The organism is Nocardia sp. NPDC006982, assembly GCF_042869435.1.
Lineage (GTDB): Bacteria > Actinomycetota > Actinomycetes > Mycobacteriales > Mycobacteriaceae > Nocardia.
The window spans coordinates 1394769-1409811 of the sequence record NZ_JBIAFV010000001.1 but is presented as its reverse complement, the minus strand read 5'-3'; the positions used below and the strand labels follow the sequence as shown (position 1 = coordinate 1409811).

Genomic DNA, 15043 nt, shown 5'->3' with positions numbered 1-15043 from the left:
GCTCTCAGCTATTTGTCAGTAACTCTCCATATTTTGGCCGAATGGCTGGAACAAGAGTACGTATGGCGGCGGTAGCGGGTGTAGCAGCAGTTCTGGTGGGATTTCCAGCCGCAACGGGTGGCTTTTTCGCGTCCGCGACTGCGGGCGCCGATCCGGTCGTCGCATCCGGCAAAATGCTTACCTCGTCGCGCTCGTCCGATGGCTCGTATGTCGCCGATGTCGCGGTCGAGGACGACCGCAATCTGACGCTGCAGGTGTACTCGGCCGCCATGGGCAAGAACATCGAGATCCAGGTACAGCGCCCCGCCGACACGTCCGTACCGCGCCCGACCCTGTATCTGCTCAATGGCGCGGGCGGCGGCGAGGATTCGGCGACCTGGCAGGCGCGTACCGATGCCGCGCAATTCTTCGACGACAAGGATGTGAATGTCGTCACACCGGTCGGCGGCCATTGGAGCTACTACACCGACTGGCGCGCCCCCGATCCGGAGCTCGGCGTGAACATGTGGAAGACCTTCCTCACCGAGGAACTGCCCCCGCTCATCGATAGCGGACTCGGCACCAACGGCACCAACGCCATTGCGGGCCTGTCGATGTCGGGTACTTCGGTACTGCAACTTCCCATCGCCGCACCTGGCCTCTACAAGTCCGTGGCCGCCTACAGCGGTTGCGCGCAAATTTCCGACCCGGTCGGCTACAACTTCGTCAACGCCGTGGTCGCCGTGGGCGGTGGTGATTCGGCGAATATGTATGGGTCGCAAGGTGATCCGATGTGGGCCGCCAATGATCCGTACCTGCACGCCGACCAACTGCGCGGCCTGAACCTTTTCATCTCCGACGGCAGCGGCATCCCCGGCCAATGGGACACTCTCAACGGCGAGCACGCCCTGTCGGGCATGGGCGGTCTTGCGAACCAGGTCGGCCTAGGCGGCGCACTCGAAGCCGCCACCAACTACTGCTCACACAACCTGCAGTCCCGCCTGAACCAACTCGGCATCCCCGCCACCTACGACTTCCAGTCCACCGGCACACACTCCTGGGGCTACTGGGAAGACGCCCTGAAGGCCTCCTGGCCCGTCCTCGCCCAGGGGCTCGGCCTGCCCGCCTGACCGGACGAGCGGTCGCCATGCGATTGTGCGCGAACGTCGACAGCGAATCTCCATGAGCCCATTCTCGCCGCGGCGGGCAGCTGGGGTGGCAGGTGAGGGTGGGATTTCGGGGTGGGAAGTGAACGGGGGTTCTTGTTGCGGGTAACGTGTGAGGGAACGACGGGTCGGTGTGGACCGGCCGTGGGGTCACTAGGAGGTTGGCGTGCAGCGCACACTGTTCGAACCCGAACACGAGCTGTTCCGGGAGTCGTTCCGCAAGTTTCTCGATCAGCACGTCGCGCCGAATCACGCGAAGTGGGAAGAGCAGGGCATTGTCGACCGTGAGGTCTGGCTCGAGGCCGGTAAACAGGGATTCCTCGGCATGGCCATGCCGGAGGAGTACGGCGGCGGCGGGGTCAAGGATTTCCGCTACAACGCGATCGTCGCCGAGGAGTCGGTGCGCGGCCAGTACTCTGGCCTCGGCTTCGCTCTGCACAACGATGTGATCGCGCCTTATCTGCTCGAACTCGCCAACGATGAGCAGAAGCAGCGCTGGCTGCCCGGCTTCTGTTCCGGCGAGATCATCACCGCCATCGCGATGACCGAACCGGGCACCGGCTCCGACCTCCAGGGCATCAAGACCCGCGCGGTCCGCGACGGCGACGACTGGATTCTCAACGGCGCCAAGACCTTTATCACCAACGGCATCAACTCCGATATCGTCATCGTGGTCGCCCAGACCGATCCGGAGAAGGGCGCGATGGGCTTCAGCCTGCTAGTCGTGGAACGCGGCATGCCTGGTTTCGAACGCGGCCGCAACCTCGACAAGCTCGGCCTCAAGGCGCAGGACACCGCCGAGTTGAGTTTCACCGATGTTCGCGTTCCGGGTAAGAACCTGCTCGGCACCGAGGGCATGGGCTTCATCCACCTGATGAACAATCTGCCGCAGGAACGCATGTCGATCGCCGTCATGGCGGCCGCGGCCATGGAAGCCTGCCTGGAGATGACGATCCAGTACGTCCGCGACCGCAAGGCCTTCGGCAAGCCGATCGGCGCCCTGCAGAACACCCGCTTCGTGCTGGCCGAACTGGCTACCAAGACCACCGCCGTCCGCGTCCTGGTGGACCGCTTCATCGAGGACCTCAATGCGGGCAAGCTGTCGGTCGAGGACGCCGCCATGGCCAAGTGGTGGAGCACTGAGGAGCAGCTCTACCTCATCGACCGCTGCCTGCAGCTGCACGGCGGGTACGGCTACATGAAGGAATACCCGATCGCCAAGGCCTACATGGACGCTCGCGTCCAGACCATCTATGGCGGCACTACCGAAATCATGAAGGAAATCATCGGTCGTTCGCTGAAACTGAGCTGATACCAACCGATTTCGCGTTCCAGCCGCGGGCTACGGTCTGTGGCTGGGCAATCGAGCCTGTTGCGCCACCGGCCGAAGTTGTCTAGTCCTGTTATCGGGCCACCGCGGCTCGAAGGGCGAGGGAGAAGGTAGGTTGGGCACAGTGACGGAGCAGGCCCTCGGGCACGAGCACACCTTCGGTGCGAGCGCATTCGCGACCACATCCGACGGCCGTCGACTGCACTACATGGTGCGCGGAACCGGCGGGCCGACCGTGGTTTTCGAATCGGGTATGGGCTTTTCGCGGTCGATCTGGGGGTTGGTGCAGCCGGTGGTGGCCGAGCGCGTACGCGCCGTTGTCTACGACCGCGCCGGGATCGGACGCAGCGATGACGATCCGAACCCGCGCACCCTCACCCGGATGGCCGACGACCTCGCCGCGGTGCTGGCGGAACTGGGGGAGGGGCCCTTCATTCTCGTCGGACACAGCTGGGGCGGTCCCATCGTCCGGGTCGCCGCGACCGCGGATCCGACCCGCATCCAGGGAATCGTGCTGGTCGATCAGAGCGACGAGAACTGCGAACTGTATTTCCTCCCCTCGGCCGAGAAGCGGTACGCGATGACCAGGGCCCTGCTACCCCAACTCGCCCGCTCCGGCCTCTACCGCATGCTCGGCAGCCGGATCGGCAGCAAACAGCCCGCCGATATCGCCGCCGATCACCGCGCCGAGGATTTCACGCCGCGCGCCGCGCGCACCATGCTCGCCGAACAGGACCAATTCAGCGCAGGCCTGCGAAACCTCCGCGACCAACCGCCCGAGCTCGGCGCGGTGCGTGTCAGTGTCATCACCGGCACGAAACTCCCGCGAACCGACAAGACCACCCGAATCGCACTGACCGCCGCCCACCGCCGCACCGCCGCCGCCTTCCGCAACGGCCGACTGGTCGAGGCCGAGCGCTCGGGGCACCTCATCATGTTCACCGAACCCGACCTGATAGTCGACGAAATCCTCCGCATCGTGGACAAGGCCGGCTAGGGCCTCGCGAAGAATTCGCCGCTGCGCTGACGGCCTTGCGCGTCGCGGCGGAGCTGACTGTCCGTCAGACCGTGGGACTTTCGGGATGTCCGCAGGGCACGCTCAGCGGATGGTTTGCGGGACAACATGTTCGGACCGACGGCAACGAGAAGACGTTTCGTGCGGTGCTCGCCGTCTGCGGCATCGACACGCGGGCGGAGCAGGAGCCCTGGCTGACCGCGGTCCGTCGGGCGCGCGGTACCACCGGGCGTCGCCGCCGAGATGACGAGAGTCCGTATCGGGGGCTGGAGCCGTTCCGATTCGATGATGCCGGTTGGTTTTTCGGACGCGCCGAACTCACCGCGGACTTGGTGGGCAAGGTCGATGTACTGCTGCGCGCGCGGGGACGACCACGCATTCTGTTCGTCATCGGAGCGTCGGGATCCGGCAAATCCTCCTTGTCATCGGCGGGTCTGCTGTCGGCACTGCAGGAGGAGGGACTCACCGCCGGTGTCGCGCTGCCGGGCTCACATCCGCTGGACGCACTGCGCGAACTCGAAGAGACCGAGGTCGTCGTACTCGATCAGTTCGAGGAGACCTGGACCCAATGTGAGGACGAGGTGCAGCGGGCCGCATTCCTGGACGCGATCGCCGACCACGAGCGCACCCGAACGGGTTTCGTGCTCGGTCTGCGCGCGGACTTCTACCGGCACGCCGCCGAGGAATCGGTACTGCACGATGCGCTGGCCGCGAATGCGGTGCTGGTCCGGCCGCTGAGCAGTGACGGCGTGCGCGAGGTCATCGTCGAACCGGCGCGCAAAGCGGGCTGGACCGTGGTGCAGTTGCTGCTGCTCGAACTCGCACCGCACGGCTCCCGCGCGGCACACGATGCGGGTGCCCTGCCGATCCTGCACTGCCGTGTCGAATTCGCGGCGCACTGGTCACTCGCCGAACTCGGCGATGCGGCTCGGCGGTCGCGGCTGGTCGGTGCCATAGTCGGTGGCGGACTCACCTCGCGGCTGCGCTATTCGCTGACCCAGGTGGGCCATGCGGTGCCGACCTGGCCGCAACTCGGCACCGCGGCGACCATGGCCGGCGCCGTCGGCGACCTGGCGGCGCGTTTGATCGCGTGCGGTGGCGGGCTCCGTTCCGGACGCTATCGGGTGGATCTCGGCGAACTGCTGCTCGGTGTGTCAGCCATGAGTACGTCGTCGTGACCGTTGCGGCGGCACCAGCTGAGCAGGTAATGCGCGTGCACGCCGCACCACCGATAGATCGCATTGGCGGTCAGCGGCAATTCGGGATCGTGCTCGCCGCGTTCGAGCACGATCGGCCCGACATAGACGCGGGCCACCTTATTGGCAGTATTGAGACCGACCCGCGCGGCCTTGGCCAGTGAAACGGCGTCGGTGGCGCGGCCCGCGGCAATGGCTCCGGCCAGCCGCGCGGCCGTCTCACCGCGCTGCCCCTGGAACAGCCGATACAGCGGGGGCGGCGTGGCAGGCGGCGGCTCGAGATGTGGCCGCCGTCCGGTCGCCGCCGGGGGAATCGCCTCCAACAATGCCGGAACGCCAGAGGATTTCGAATAGAAGCCGGCCAATTCCGAAGACCTGAGCAGTGCTTCGTCCAGATGGTCGCGCTCCATGCTGTGCCCCTGCGCCGCCATCAGCACCGCGGCCTGCCGTTGCGCCGAACCCAGTATATCCAGCACGTCCAGGCCGTCGAAGCCGTACTCCAGCGCCGGATCGTTCCAGATCAGATCGGTGATCACCACATCGAAGCGGACCTGGTGCACGACCTCGCGGCGCACGGCCTGCCGGTCCAGCGCCACCGCGACGGTAGAACCAGCGAATGCTTGCTTCAGTACCGGCTCGATGACCCGTCCCAGCGGCGAGGCCACCAGTATTCGCAGGTGCCCCATATCCCGTTCGAGCAACATATTGCCCGCACCCAGGCTCATCGGGTGATTCTTACACCCGCCGTGGTCGGGTGCAGGCGAATTGCGGTACAGCACAGTGAATTTCCGTCGAATCGATCGCGGCGAAATGTTTGGCTACCGGTGTGCAATGCCCAGAGTGTGACCGTGCGAACCCCGAGGACTTGCGTTCTGCGGGAACTGTGTGGCACCTACCGCACTTTCGCGGCTACTACGTCGTTCGCAACGGCGCGATCGTCTCCGCATCCATTCGCGTGGCCTGACCCAGCAGGTCGACGATCGTCGCGGCGGTCCAGCCGAGTTCCGCGCCGGGGCGGGTGGCGATGTAGTCGGCGATCTCTTCGACCGTCCAGGCGTGGGATTCGGTCAGGCCCGCGGCGAGGTGGCGTATGTAGGCCGCCGACGGCGGGTTGCCGGGCAGGTCGGTGTAGCGCCACGGGGCGGTGATGGTGAGGACCGGATGTCCCTCGAAAGTGCCGGTGCAGACCAGGGTTTCGTAGCGACCGGGACCGAGAGTCAAGCGGCCGTGGGTGATCGCTTCGCACAGGTCCACGTCGGTTCCGGGGGTTCGGTACATCTCCTGGGCGGCGATATCGCAGAACTGGTCGATGGTGACCAGATGGGCGCGGACGGCGGTTTCACCGGGGGCGTCGGGATCGTAGAAGGCTCGGCCGCCGGTCCAGGTCAGGGATTCGGTGGCGAAATATTGCAGGCCGGGCAGCGTCAGCGGTACCGAGCGCAGCGGTTCGGCCCCGTGGCGGCAGCCGGGGAGCGTGATCGCGCCACCGTCGGGTGTACCGCCGGCGAGGTAGCAGCGCAGGCGGCTCAGATGCATATTCGAGCCGTACGACGCGTACCACACGGTCTCGGTCATGGCGCTGATTCGGGCATCGCACCCGCCTTCCGTTCGGAAACCACCTATGACACGAGCATGCCACGGGTGGCGGCATCAACGCCGTGCGACCGTGAGAACGTCCGGTACCAGTGAGTTCGGCAGTGGGCGATGCACCGGCCGCTGTTCGGCAACGATGAATCCGGCCGCCTCCACCAGCGAACGCATCTCCTCCGGCGGCGGAAAGTAGGCGAGCCCCCGCACCGCAGGCGGCTGTAGAGCCATTGCCCACCGGCTGCGCGGATTGTTGATCACGATTGCGAGCAACCCGCCGGGCCCCAGCACCCGATGGAACTCCGCGAGTGCTGCCGCATGATCGAAGAAATGGAAGGCGTGTGTGGACACCACCGCCTCCACCGCAGCGTCGGGCAGGCCGAGATCCTCGGCTTGACGATTGCGCCAGTTCACCCGATCCGACCGCGACCGCGCCTGCTTCAACATCCCCACCGACGCATCGCAGCCGTACACCACATCCGGGTGCAGCTCGCGTTCTATGCGGGCGGCGAGAATACCGGTGCCGCAGCCGATATCGGCGATCCGACGCGCCCCGCCGATCCGCAATTGCGCGATGATCTCGTCCTGCGGTGGGCGATAGGCCACCCGCTGCAGCATCGGGAAGTTGTAGAGTTGCGCGGCCCGGTTCCAGCCGTGGGTCACCAATCCGTTGAGTGCGCGCCTCGGCGATTCCGAGATGGCAGACATCGCTGTCCCTTCGAAGGTGTCACCACAGCCTAAGTTGTCTGGGACGGAATCGGCACCCCCGGTCTGTGCGCTGCTGGCGGTGTATGGCTGACTCGTGGAGATGCAGTTTCTGCGAAGAGTGATGTATCAGCCCGCCAAGCCTTGCTGTCTCAGGAGGCTATTCGACGGTGATCTGGAAGTTCAGTTGCAGTCGGCGGTGGTGGCGTTGAGCGCCACACCCTCTGCGCCGGTGTGTTATTCGCGCGCTGGGAAGTCGAATCCGCGGCGAGTGCGAGCGAAATGCGTACACTGGCCCAGCCGGAAGCAAATCTGAAACAGGTGTCCGTCAGCCGACGTTGGAGGGTAATTGTCAACACGACGCGACGACATTCTCGACGCAGCACGGGACCTGATCGTGCGCGAAGGTTACGCCAGCGCCAGTATGCATGCGATCGCGCGCGCGACGGGTGTTACCCGCCCAGCGCTGTATGCCGAATTCGGTGACAGGGACGAACTTTTCGAGGCACTGCTCGATCGCGAGGAAGAACGGGTGCTGGCCATGGCGGCCGAGGCGACTCCGGTATTCCAGGAGGGCGCGGATCTGGCCGCGATCGCGGCGGACGTCTCGGCCGATGCCGTCGATATCTTTCTCGACCTCGTCGCGGCCGCGCCGCAGAGCTGGCGATTCGTGCTCATGCCCGGCGACGGCCTACCGGAAACCGCGCACGAACGGGTGGATCGCGGCCGGGAGGCGCTGCGGGAGCGCAGTCGAGCGGTGCTCGCGCTGATCGCCTCGCTCACCGAGCGAGATATGGACGAAGAGTTGTTGAGCCACGCGGTGATCAGTGCGAGCGAGACCGGTGCGAGGCTGGTGCTCGCCGAGGACGGCGCGCAACGGCGCGAGGCGGTGTCCGAGACATTGCGCTGGGTGGCGCGCCGGGCGGTCGCCACCGCCGGAATCGGAGAGAACTAGCGATGGCCGACGCGAAACAAGCAGCGCTCCATAAGCAATCGCCTAAACGCAAGTACGCCAAGCGTCTTCAGCCGGCGGACCGGCGTGAGCAACTGCTCGACGCGGCGTTGCGCATTGTGGCGGAGGCGGGATTCACCAGCGTGAGCATTGCGGCCGTCGCCGAGCGGGGCGGGGTGACCAGGCCGGTCGTCTACGACTCCTTCGGCAGCCGTGACGAACTGCTCGAGGCGCTCATCGAACGCGAGACCGCCCGCATGGCGGCGGCAGTGGCCCGCTCGGTCGCCGAGACCGCCATGACACCCGAATTCGGTACCGCCGCACCGGAACAGCTGCCCGCGATGCTCGGCTACTTCCTGACCGAGGTCTGCTCGATGCCCGACACCTGGCGACTGGTGTACTTCCCGATCGACGGTGTGCCGCCGGTACTGCGGGAACGAGTCGCTGCGGCTCGCGACGAATTGCGCGCACCACTGCGGCAAGCACTCGGACTGTGGCTGGCGGACCAGCCCGACGCCGATGGCGTCGATCCGGATGTATTGGCCCAGGTCGTACAGGGCACCATCCAAACCGCGACGCGCCTGGTGCTCGACCATCCCGATGAATTCGGCATAGACCGAATTCTGGCGCTGTTCGACTACCTGTTCTCCGGTGCGGCATAGCGACTCTCGCCGTTCGATCAGTTCGCCCATCTCGGTCCGGCGGGCCGTGATTTGACCCTGACGTTACGTCAGGCTCGACGATGTGGCGGTGAGCGAAACCTATCCAGCATTCGACATCAGTCCGGTTCCCGTACCAGCCCTCGACGCCGTGGCGCCGGAACTTTTCCGCGGCCTCTACGGGATGCCGATGTTCGTCACGGTGCCGACGGCGGACCTGGTCGCGTCGGTGGACTTCTGGACGCGCGGACTCGGCTTCTTCGATCTGTTCTCCATCCCCGGCCGACTCACCCACCTGCGGCGCTGGGCATTTCAGGATGTCCTGCTCTTATCCGCCGACCAGGCCGCGGCGGCAACCGAACTGAGCGTGAGCTTCGCCTGCGTGCTGAGCCAGCTCGATGAGATCGCGGCCGGATGCGAGCAGCTGCTACCCGGTTGCACATCCGGTCCGCGGCCGATGCCGTGGAATACGGTGGATCTCGAGATCCGAACGCCGGACAACACGCGGGTGATCATGACCGCGGCGCGACCGTACGATGCGAACAGCGCCGAAGCCGAGCTGTTGCGGTCCATCGGGATCGGGGAGCCGCCCGCATGAGCGCGCCTGTCAGACTGGGCGGTGTGACTGATCAGGCCGATGCCGGTCGCACCGTCGGTGCGGCCGCCGCGTGCACGGGCGTCACGATCCGGACGCTGCACCATTGGGATGCGATCGGGCTCGTGTGCCCGACCGAGCGCACCGACGCCGGGTATCGGCTCTACACCAGCGCGGACATCGCCCGCATCCATCGTGTGCTCATCTACCGTGAGCTGGGCGTACCCCTCGATGAGATCAGGACGGTCCTGGATGCGCCTGCCGCCGAAGCGACGTCGTCGCTGCGTCGGCAGCGCGACGAACTCCGCGAGCGCGCCGCCAGCCTGCAACAGATGGCCGATGGCATGGACCGCTTGATCGAGGCCAGAGAATCCGGAATCCTGCTCTCCGCCGAGGAACAGGTCGAGATCTTCGGCGGGCACTGGCAACCCACCTGGACCGCCCAGGCCCACGACCGCTGGGGTGACACCGCGCACTGGGCCCAGTACGCCGAACGCGCCGCGGACCGAACCGCCGCGGACTGGCAACAGATCGCCGACACCGTCGACGCGCTCAACGCCGACCTCGCCGCCGCCTATCGCGCCGGAGTGCTCCCCGGCAGCGACGAAGCCAACGCCCTGGCCGAACGCCACCGTGCCTCCATCGACACCTACTTCGACTGCACCCCCGCCATGCACATCTGCATCGCCCGCACCTACCTCACCGACCCGAACTACGCCACCTTCTTCGACACCCTCGCCCCCGGCCTGACCCCCTGGCTCTCCGCCATTATCGACGCCAATGCGAGTCGGTCGAGAATGGACTGACGGTAGGCCTGCGTTGGCTGCTACCAGCGCATGGTCAAGGCGTCACCTGGTTGCGACGAGCGGCCCACGGGCTCGGAATTCCTGTGGCGGACAGCCTTGCCAGCGGCGGAAGGCGCGGATGAAGGAGGCGGCTTCGGCGTAGCCGAGGCGGGCGGCCACCTGTTCGGTGGTCATATCGGTGTGGCTGAGCAGTTCCTCCGACATCATCTGGCGTACCTCGTCGAGCAGGTTGCGGAAGGAGGTGCCTTCGTCGCGCAGGCGGCGAGACAGCGTGCGCGGGCTCATGAAAAGCGCTGCGGCGACCGCGATTTGGTCTGGAATCTCACCCGGATTGCGGACCAGCAGGTCCCGCACCGAACCGGCGACACCGGTGCGGGCGCGGCGGGCGGTGAGCAGATCGCGGCACAGTTGTTCGCATGTCCCGCGCGCCCATTCGGTGGCCCGCGGCAGCGCGACATCGAGATACGAACTGTCGAAGGCCAATTCGTTGACCGCCGCGTCGAATCGCGGCTCGACACCGAAGACGGTGCGGTAGCGCGTGGTATCCGCCGGAGCGGGATGGCGGAAGCTGATCCGGGTGGCGGGCACACCCGCGGAGAACCGTTCCCGGCCGATGGACTGGATTCCGGTGATGACGCGCTCGGTCAGGAATGCGCGCACGTCCTCCGGAATCTCCGAATCGTCGAAGATGAGCCGCGACTCGGCCGGTTCCTCCTCGAAGGTCAGCCGGCCGAACACGAAGGCCGAATCGACATAGCGCAGCGAAACCTCGATCACCTCGCGCACCGTGCGACTGCTGAGCAGCGCCAGCCCCCACGGTCCGTACAGCGATAAGTGATAGCGGTTCCCGGCCTCGACGCCCAATCCGGGTTCGGCGCCGCATCGCGCGAGCAGATTCCGCACGACGCGCACCTCTTGCCGCGCCGTGACCTCGGCATCGGGATCGCTCACCGCCTCGGGCGCCAGCTTCGTGCCCTCGAGACAGACTTCCGGCGACATGCCGCGTTCCTGCGCCAATTGCATCAGCACATGCACGCCGGATGTACTACGCAGGAGATCCCAATCGAACACTGAACTGCATCCTCGTCGAAGCCGGTCGCGTCTTGCTCTTGGCGGAAGGTATCAATCCTTTCTTCTCCATCGCAGGAAAATCGGAACACCCGGTGCCGCGCGGGCGGAAATGCCACGCTGGAGGGTGGGGTACAGCACAGGAGGTGAGCCGGATGAGTACGGCGGAACAGCAGGTCGCGATCGAGGTACACAATCCCGCCGACGGCAGCGTCACCGGGCGGGTACCCGACGAATCGAGAGCGGCGGTGGCCGCGACGGTGCGCGAATTGCGCCTGTTCCAGCCGGAATGGGAGGCGATCGGCCCGGATAAGCGCGCCGAATGGCTGTTTCGGCTGCAGGATTGGCTGATCGATAATTCCGACGAACTCACCGATGTGGTTCAGTCCGAAACGGGTAAGACCCGCTACGACGCGGAGATCGAGGTGCCCGCTGCGGTCAATCTGATCAAATACTGGGCGCGCAATGCCGCGAAATTTCTGCTCGACGAGCATCCGGCTCCGCACAGTCCGCTCGGGCGCACCAAGCGGCTGGTCAAGACCTATCGGCCGCATCCGGTGGTCGGGATCATTACGCCGTGGAACTTTCCGCTGCTCAATGTGTGCTTCGATGCGCTGCCCGCGCTGATGGCCGGTGCCGCGGTGCTGGTCAAGCCGTCGGAGGTCACGCCGTTGAGTGCGGTAGCGCTGGCGCGCGGGTGGGCCGAGATCGGTGCGCCGCCGGTCTTCGCGGTGTCGACCGGGCGCGGAGATACCGGACGCGCGGTCGTCGAGGCGGTCGACTATGTCCAGTTCACCGGGTCCACCAAGACCGGTAGGGCGATCGCCGCCGCCTGCGGGGCGACCCTGACCCCGTACAGCCTGGAACTCGGTGGCAAGGATCCGGCGATCGTCCTCGCGGATGCCGATATCGCGCGGGCCGCGGCGGGCATCGCCTATGGCGGACTGTTCAATTCCGGTCAGGTCTGTATCTCGATCGAGCGGGTGTATGTCGAGGCGCCGGTCTACGACGAGTTCGTGACCAGCCTGACCGAACAGGTGCGCAAGCTGCGGCAGGGACACGACGGGCGCGGGTTCGCTTTCGATATCGGCGCGATGGCGACCGAGGCGCAGCGCGATATCGTGGCACGCCATGTCGATCAGGCGGTGGCCGCGGGCGCGCGGATCACCACCGGCGGCAAGGCGACCGGGGTCGGCACCTTCTTCGAACCGACTGTGCTGGTGGATGTGGACCATTCGATGGCGTGCATCAGCGAGGAGACATTCGGCCCGACCATTCCGGTGCTGAAGGTCGCCGACGAGGACGAGGCGGTGCGCCTGGCCAATGATTCGGTCTACGGACTCTCGGCCACGGTCTGGACAAGAGACCGTAAGCGCGGCGAGCGGGTGGCGCGGCGGCTGGAAGCCGGTGCGGTCAATATCAACGACGCCTTCGCGAATCTGTTCAGCTTCGCGCTGCCGATGGGCGGGTGGAAGGATTCCGGGATCGGCGCGCGGTGGGGCGGGGCCGCTGGAATCCGGAAATACTGTCGCCAGCAAGCGATTACGGTGCCGCGCATACCGGCGATGAAGCGCGAGCTGATGTGGTATCCGGCCTCGCGTGGTCGCTTGCGCGTGGTGGCAGGATTGATGCGCGCGCTCGACGGGCGCGGCAGGCGAAAGCTGCCGAAGTTTTTGGGCGGCAGGCGATAAAGCGCCGAATCAGGCGAATATCGAACGCGCGACCCGGAATCCGACATCGTCGATCCGGTAGGTCGGATGGCTGCGCCGTCGCACCGAGGCCCGGCAACTCCACTTCTCGTCGGACCAGCCGCCGCCGCGCAGCACCCGATACGAGGCGTACACCTCGGCGTCGTAAATGTCCCAGCACCAATCCCATACATTGCCGAGCATGTCGTACAGCCCCCAGGCGTTGGGCAGCTTGCCGCCCACCTCGTGCACATGCTCTGCGGAATTCTCTCGATACCAGGCGATTTCATCGAGCTCGCCATATCGCGGCCCCGAAGTGCCCGCCCGGCACGCATACTCCCACTCGGCCTCGGTCGGCAGCCGGTACCCGTCGCTGTCGGCATCCCACTCGACCGCATCGTCGTGCACGCGATACACGGGCGGCAAACCCGCCGCCGATGACAAGCCATTGCAGAACCTGATCGCATCGAACCACGAGACACCCTCGACCGGCAGCCGATCACCCCGAGCCGCACTCGGTACCTCACCGGTGATCTGCTCGTACTGCGACTGGGTAATCGGAAACGCCGCGAGCCGAAACTCTGCCACCTCGACCGCCCAACTCCGCTGGGTCCGCCGATCCGACAGCGTCACCCGCCCCGCGGGCAGCGCGACCATCTCGATTTCCGCACGCACAGCTTGCCGATGGTAATGCACGCGTATCGGCTCGCGGCGTCGCGACGACCAGGGCGGGTCATGGATTTCTGATACGGGGACGCGGCATTCGAACGTCGCGGCGATACGATCGTCGATCTCGTTGTCGGAGAAGAATTCTCGGGGGTGCAGGACCGCCGCAGCGCACTCGTGCCGATTGTCACGGTGCGGAGCCCGAGCCTGTGGTGACCCGGGCCGTCGCTGCCGCACTGACGAAGCAGAGCGTGTCGGCGAAAGCCTTGGCGCGTCGATGACCTCCGGCCTAGCCTGTACTTCCACCACGCGAAGAGGAGACGACAGTGCCCGACGTCCGTGAAGTGTGGCAGAGCCGAGTCTGGGGAAATCTCGGGGCTCCGGTCTACGACTTCGTGCTCGATCATCCGCAGGTGGCCCGGCCCGCCGGACAGGTGATGTGGGGCTGCGACACCCGCCGGATGTATGCGGCGATGGATGTCGTCAATCAACTGCCGGAGGGCTCCGCGGTGCTCGATCTGCCGGTCGGCGGCGGCGTGACCCTGCGTCGACTCGCACCCGATCGCAAGCTCCGCTATGTGGCCGCGGATATTTCCGATGACCAGTTGGCGGCGGCGCGTCGCGCGGCCGAGCGCGCCGGGCTCTCCGACATCGACTATGTACGCGCGGATGTGGTCGACCTGCCCTTCGCCAGCGGCGAATTCGATCTGGTGGTGAGTTTCGCGGGCCTGCACTGCATGCCGGATCCGGCCGCCGCGGTCGCCTCCCTCGCCCGGGTGCTCGCGCCGGGTGGACGGCTGATCGGCAGTTGTGTGGTGCGCGGGGTTCGGCCGCGCTTCGACGTGCACATGCGGGTGATGCGAACGATGGGCGTATTCGGTCCGTCCGGGACCGTGGCCGAGCTGTCGGGCTGGATCGCCGCGGCGGGCCTGCGCGAGGTCGAGCTGGTATGCAACGGCGCGCTGGCGCAGTTCACGGCCGTCAAGGACTAGCCTCGCGGCTCGTAGCGCGGGCCGACCAGGGCGATGGCCGTATCGACCGCGACGTCGATGATGTCACGGATGTCCTTGCCTGCCTCGACTGTGGACGCGATGAGTTCGCGGTAACCGCCGTAGAGGATGGTCGCCATCTGACGCGTCGGCGGATGCAGTCCGGGAGCCTCGAATCCCGGTGTGGCGGTGAGGCTTTGGATCAGATTGATGAAGGCCTCGCCCGCGTCGTGCTGGACCTGGCGGGCGGCGTCGCCCAGCGCGGGGATGTCCCGGATCCAGGCGAGGGTGATCGACGTGTCCTGATCGGATGCGTGGATCCAGGCCTCGATGGCCTGCCGGACCTGGGTGCGCCAGGGCGCGGCCGGATCGACGGCATCGGAGATCTGCTGGATAGTGTCGTTGTTGCGCTCGGCGAGCAGCGCGATGAAACAGTCCTGTTTGCTGTCGAAATGTTCGTAGAAGGTACGACGGGACGTACGCGCGTTGCGGACCACATCGGCCACTGTCGTTTCGCGATAACCGCGATCGCGCACGGCCTCGGCCATCGCATCGAGGAGCCGACGCCGGAATGCGGATTCCGGCGTCCCCTCGGTGGCGATGCTGGCGGCGGGCTCGGCACGGGTCACAAGATTCAGGTTA

Annotated in this window: 16 protein-coding genes; 10 read left to right on the top strand and 6 right to left on the bottom strand. The window is 66.2% G+C overall.

Going from position 1 to position 15043, the window contains the following annotated elements; genetic code table 11:
• The first annotated feature begins 41 nt into the window (after positions 1–41).
• The 4 genes from ACFYOW_RS06330 to ACFYOW_RS06315 all read left to right on the top strand — a co-directional run bounded on the left by ACFYOW_RS06330 (position 42) and on the right by ACFYOW_RS06315 (position 4668).
• Entirely contained in the window at positions 42–1109 is a 1068-nt protein-coding gene (locus ACFYOW_RS06330; protein ID WP_387285028.1) for an alpha/beta hydrolase, read from the top strand.
• Between the two features lie 202 nt (positions 1110–1311).
• Positions 1312–2457, top strand: coding sequence for an acyl-CoA dehydrogenase family protein (locus ACFYOW_RS06325; RefSeq protein WP_387285026.1), 1146 nt, complete (start codon positions 1312–1314; stop codon positions 2455–2457).
• Positions 2458–2599: 142 nt separating this feature from the next.
• A complete protein-coding gene (locus ACFYOW_RS06320) occupies positions 2600–3472 on the top strand; it encodes an alpha/beta fold hydrolase (protein ID WP_387285024.1) in 873 nt (290 codons plus the stop codon).
• A 35-nt stretch (positions 3473–3507) separates the two neighbouring features.
• Positions 3508–4668: a hypothetical protein gene (locus ACFYOW_RS06315; protein ID WP_387285022.1), complete on the top strand. Its 1161-nt coding sequence runs from the start codon at positions 3508–3510 to the stop codon at positions 4666–4668.
• Here the strand turns inward: ACFYOW_RS06315 and ACFYOW_RS06310 are convergent.
• The 3 genes from ACFYOW_RS06310 to ACFYOW_RS06300 all read right to left on the bottom strand — a co-directional run bounded on the left by ACFYOW_RS06310 (position 4608) and on the right by ACFYOW_RS06300 (position 6972).
• The gene (locus tag ACFYOW_RS06310) at positions 4608–5411 is read right to left on the bottom strand and encodes a response regulator (RefSeq protein WP_387285020.1); all 804 of its coding nucleotides are present in this window, start codon (positions 5409–5411) and stop codon (positions 4608–4610) included. The two genes, ACFYOW_RS06315 and ACFYOW_RS06310, sit on opposite strands and share 61 nt — an antisense overlap.
• A gap of 187 nt (positions 5412–5598) precedes the next feature.
• On the bottom strand, positions 5599–6261 hold the full coding sequence (locus tag ACFYOW_RS06305; protein ID WP_387285018.1) for a histone deacetylase: 663 nt from the start codon (positions 6259–6261) through the stop codon (positions 5599–5601).
• Between the two features lie 75 nt (positions 6262–6336).
• On the bottom strand, positions 6337–6972 hold the full coding sequence (locus ACFYOW_RS06300) for a class I SAM-dependent methyltransferase (RefSeq protein WP_387286040.1): 636 nt from the start codon (positions 6970–6972) through the stop codon (positions 6337–6339).
• Positions 6973–7327: 355 nt separating this feature from the next.
• Between ACFYOW_RS06300 and ACFYOW_RS06295 the strand changes: the two genes are divergently transcribed.
• From ACFYOW_RS06295 to ACFYOW_RS06280, 4 genes are all read left to right on the top strand, one after another.
• Positions 7328–7933 (top strand): TetR/AcrR family transcriptional regulator, encoded by a 606-nt coding sequence (locus tag ACFYOW_RS06295; RefSeq protein WP_387285016.1) that lies wholly within the window; start codon positions 7328–7330, stop codon positions 7931–7933.
• A gap of 2 nt (positions 7934–7935) precedes the next feature.
• Positions 7936–8592, top strand: a complete 657-nt coding sequence (locus ACFYOW_RS06290) for a TetR/AcrR family transcriptional regulator (RefSeq protein ID WP_387285014.1) — start codon at positions 7936–7938, stop codon at positions 8590–8592.
• A gap of 88 nt (positions 8593–8680) precedes the next feature.
• The gene (locus tag ACFYOW_RS06285) at positions 8681–9187 is read left to right on the top strand and encodes a VOC family protein (protein ID WP_387285012.1); all 507 of its coding nucleotides are present in this window, start codon (positions 8681–8683) and stop codon (positions 9185–9187) included.
• Positions 9188–9210: 23 nt separating this feature from the next.
• Complete coding sequence (locus ACFYOW_RS06280; RefSeq protein ID WP_387285010.1) at positions 9211–9990, top strand: MerR family transcriptional regulator; 780 nt, start codon at positions 9211–9213, stop codon at positions 9988–9990.
• 42 nt (positions 9991–10032) lie between these two features.
• Here ACFYOW_RS06280 and ACFYOW_RS06275 read toward each other — a convergent pair whose 3' ends face one another.
• Entirely contained in the window at positions 10033–11061 is a 1029-nt protein-coding gene (locus ACFYOW_RS06275) for an AraC family transcriptional regulator (protein ID WP_387285008.1), read from the bottom strand.
• A 152-nt stretch (positions 11062–11213) separates the two neighbouring features.
• Between ACFYOW_RS06275 and ACFYOW_RS06270 the strand changes: the two genes are divergently transcribed.
• Positions 11214–12749, top strand: coding sequence for an aldehyde dehydrogenase family protein (locus ACFYOW_RS06270; RefSeq protein ID WP_387285006.1), 1536 nt, complete (start codon positions 11214–11216; stop codon positions 12747–12749).
• A 9-nt stretch (positions 12750–12758) separates the two neighbouring features.
• Here the strand turns inward: ACFYOW_RS06270 and ACFYOW_RS06265 are convergent, their stop codons facing one another.
• The gene (locus tag ACFYOW_RS06265; RefSeq protein ID WP_387286038.1) at positions 12759–13403 is read right to left on the bottom strand and encodes a formylglycine-generating enzyme family protein; all 645 of its coding nucleotides are present in this window, start codon (positions 13401–13403) and stop codon (positions 12759–12761) included.
• 335 nt (positions 13404–13738) lie between these two features.
• Between ACFYOW_RS06265 and ACFYOW_RS06260 the strand changes: the two genes are divergently transcribed.
• Positions 13739–14404, top strand: a complete 666-nt coding sequence (locus ACFYOW_RS06260) for a class I SAM-dependent methyltransferase (RefSeq protein WP_387285004.1) — start codon at positions 13739–13741, stop codon at positions 14402–14404.
• Here the strand turns inward: ACFYOW_RS06260 and ACFYOW_RS06255 are convergent.
• A complete protein-coding gene (locus ACFYOW_RS06255; RefSeq protein ID WP_387285002.1) occupies positions 14401–15030 on the bottom strand; it encodes a TetR/AcrR family transcriptional regulator in 630 nt (209 codons plus the stop codon). The two genes, ACFYOW_RS06260 and ACFYOW_RS06255, sit on opposite strands and share 4 nt — an antisense overlap.
• Between the last annotated feature and the right edge of the window lie 13 nt (positions 15031–15043).

Coding starts and splice junctions, on each gene's coding strand:
- ACFYOW_RS06330 (WP_387285028.1), top strand. CDS start 42: ATGGCTGGAACAAGAGTACGTATGGCGGCGGTAGCGGGTGTAGCAGCA.
- ACFYOW_RS06310 (WP_387285020.1), bottom strand. CDS start 5,411: ATGAGCCTGGGTGCGGGCAATATGTTGCTCGAACGGGATATGGGGCAC.
- ACFYOW_RS06305 (WP_387285018.1), bottom strand. CDS start 6,261: ATGACCGAGACCGTGTGGTACGCGTCGTACGGCTCGAATATGCATCTG.
- ACFYOW_RS06290 (WP_387285014.1), top strand. CDS start 7,936: ATGGCCGACGCGAAACAAGCAGCGCTCCATAAGCAATCGCCTAAACGC.
- ACFYOW_RS06270 (WP_387285006.1), top strand. CDS start 11,214: ATGAGTACGGCGGAACAGCAGGTCGCGATCGAGGTACACAATCCCGCC.
- ACFYOW_RS06265 (WP_387286038.1), bottom strand. CDS start 13,403: ATGGTCGCGCTGCCCGCGGGGCGGGTGACGCTGTCGGATCGGCGGACC.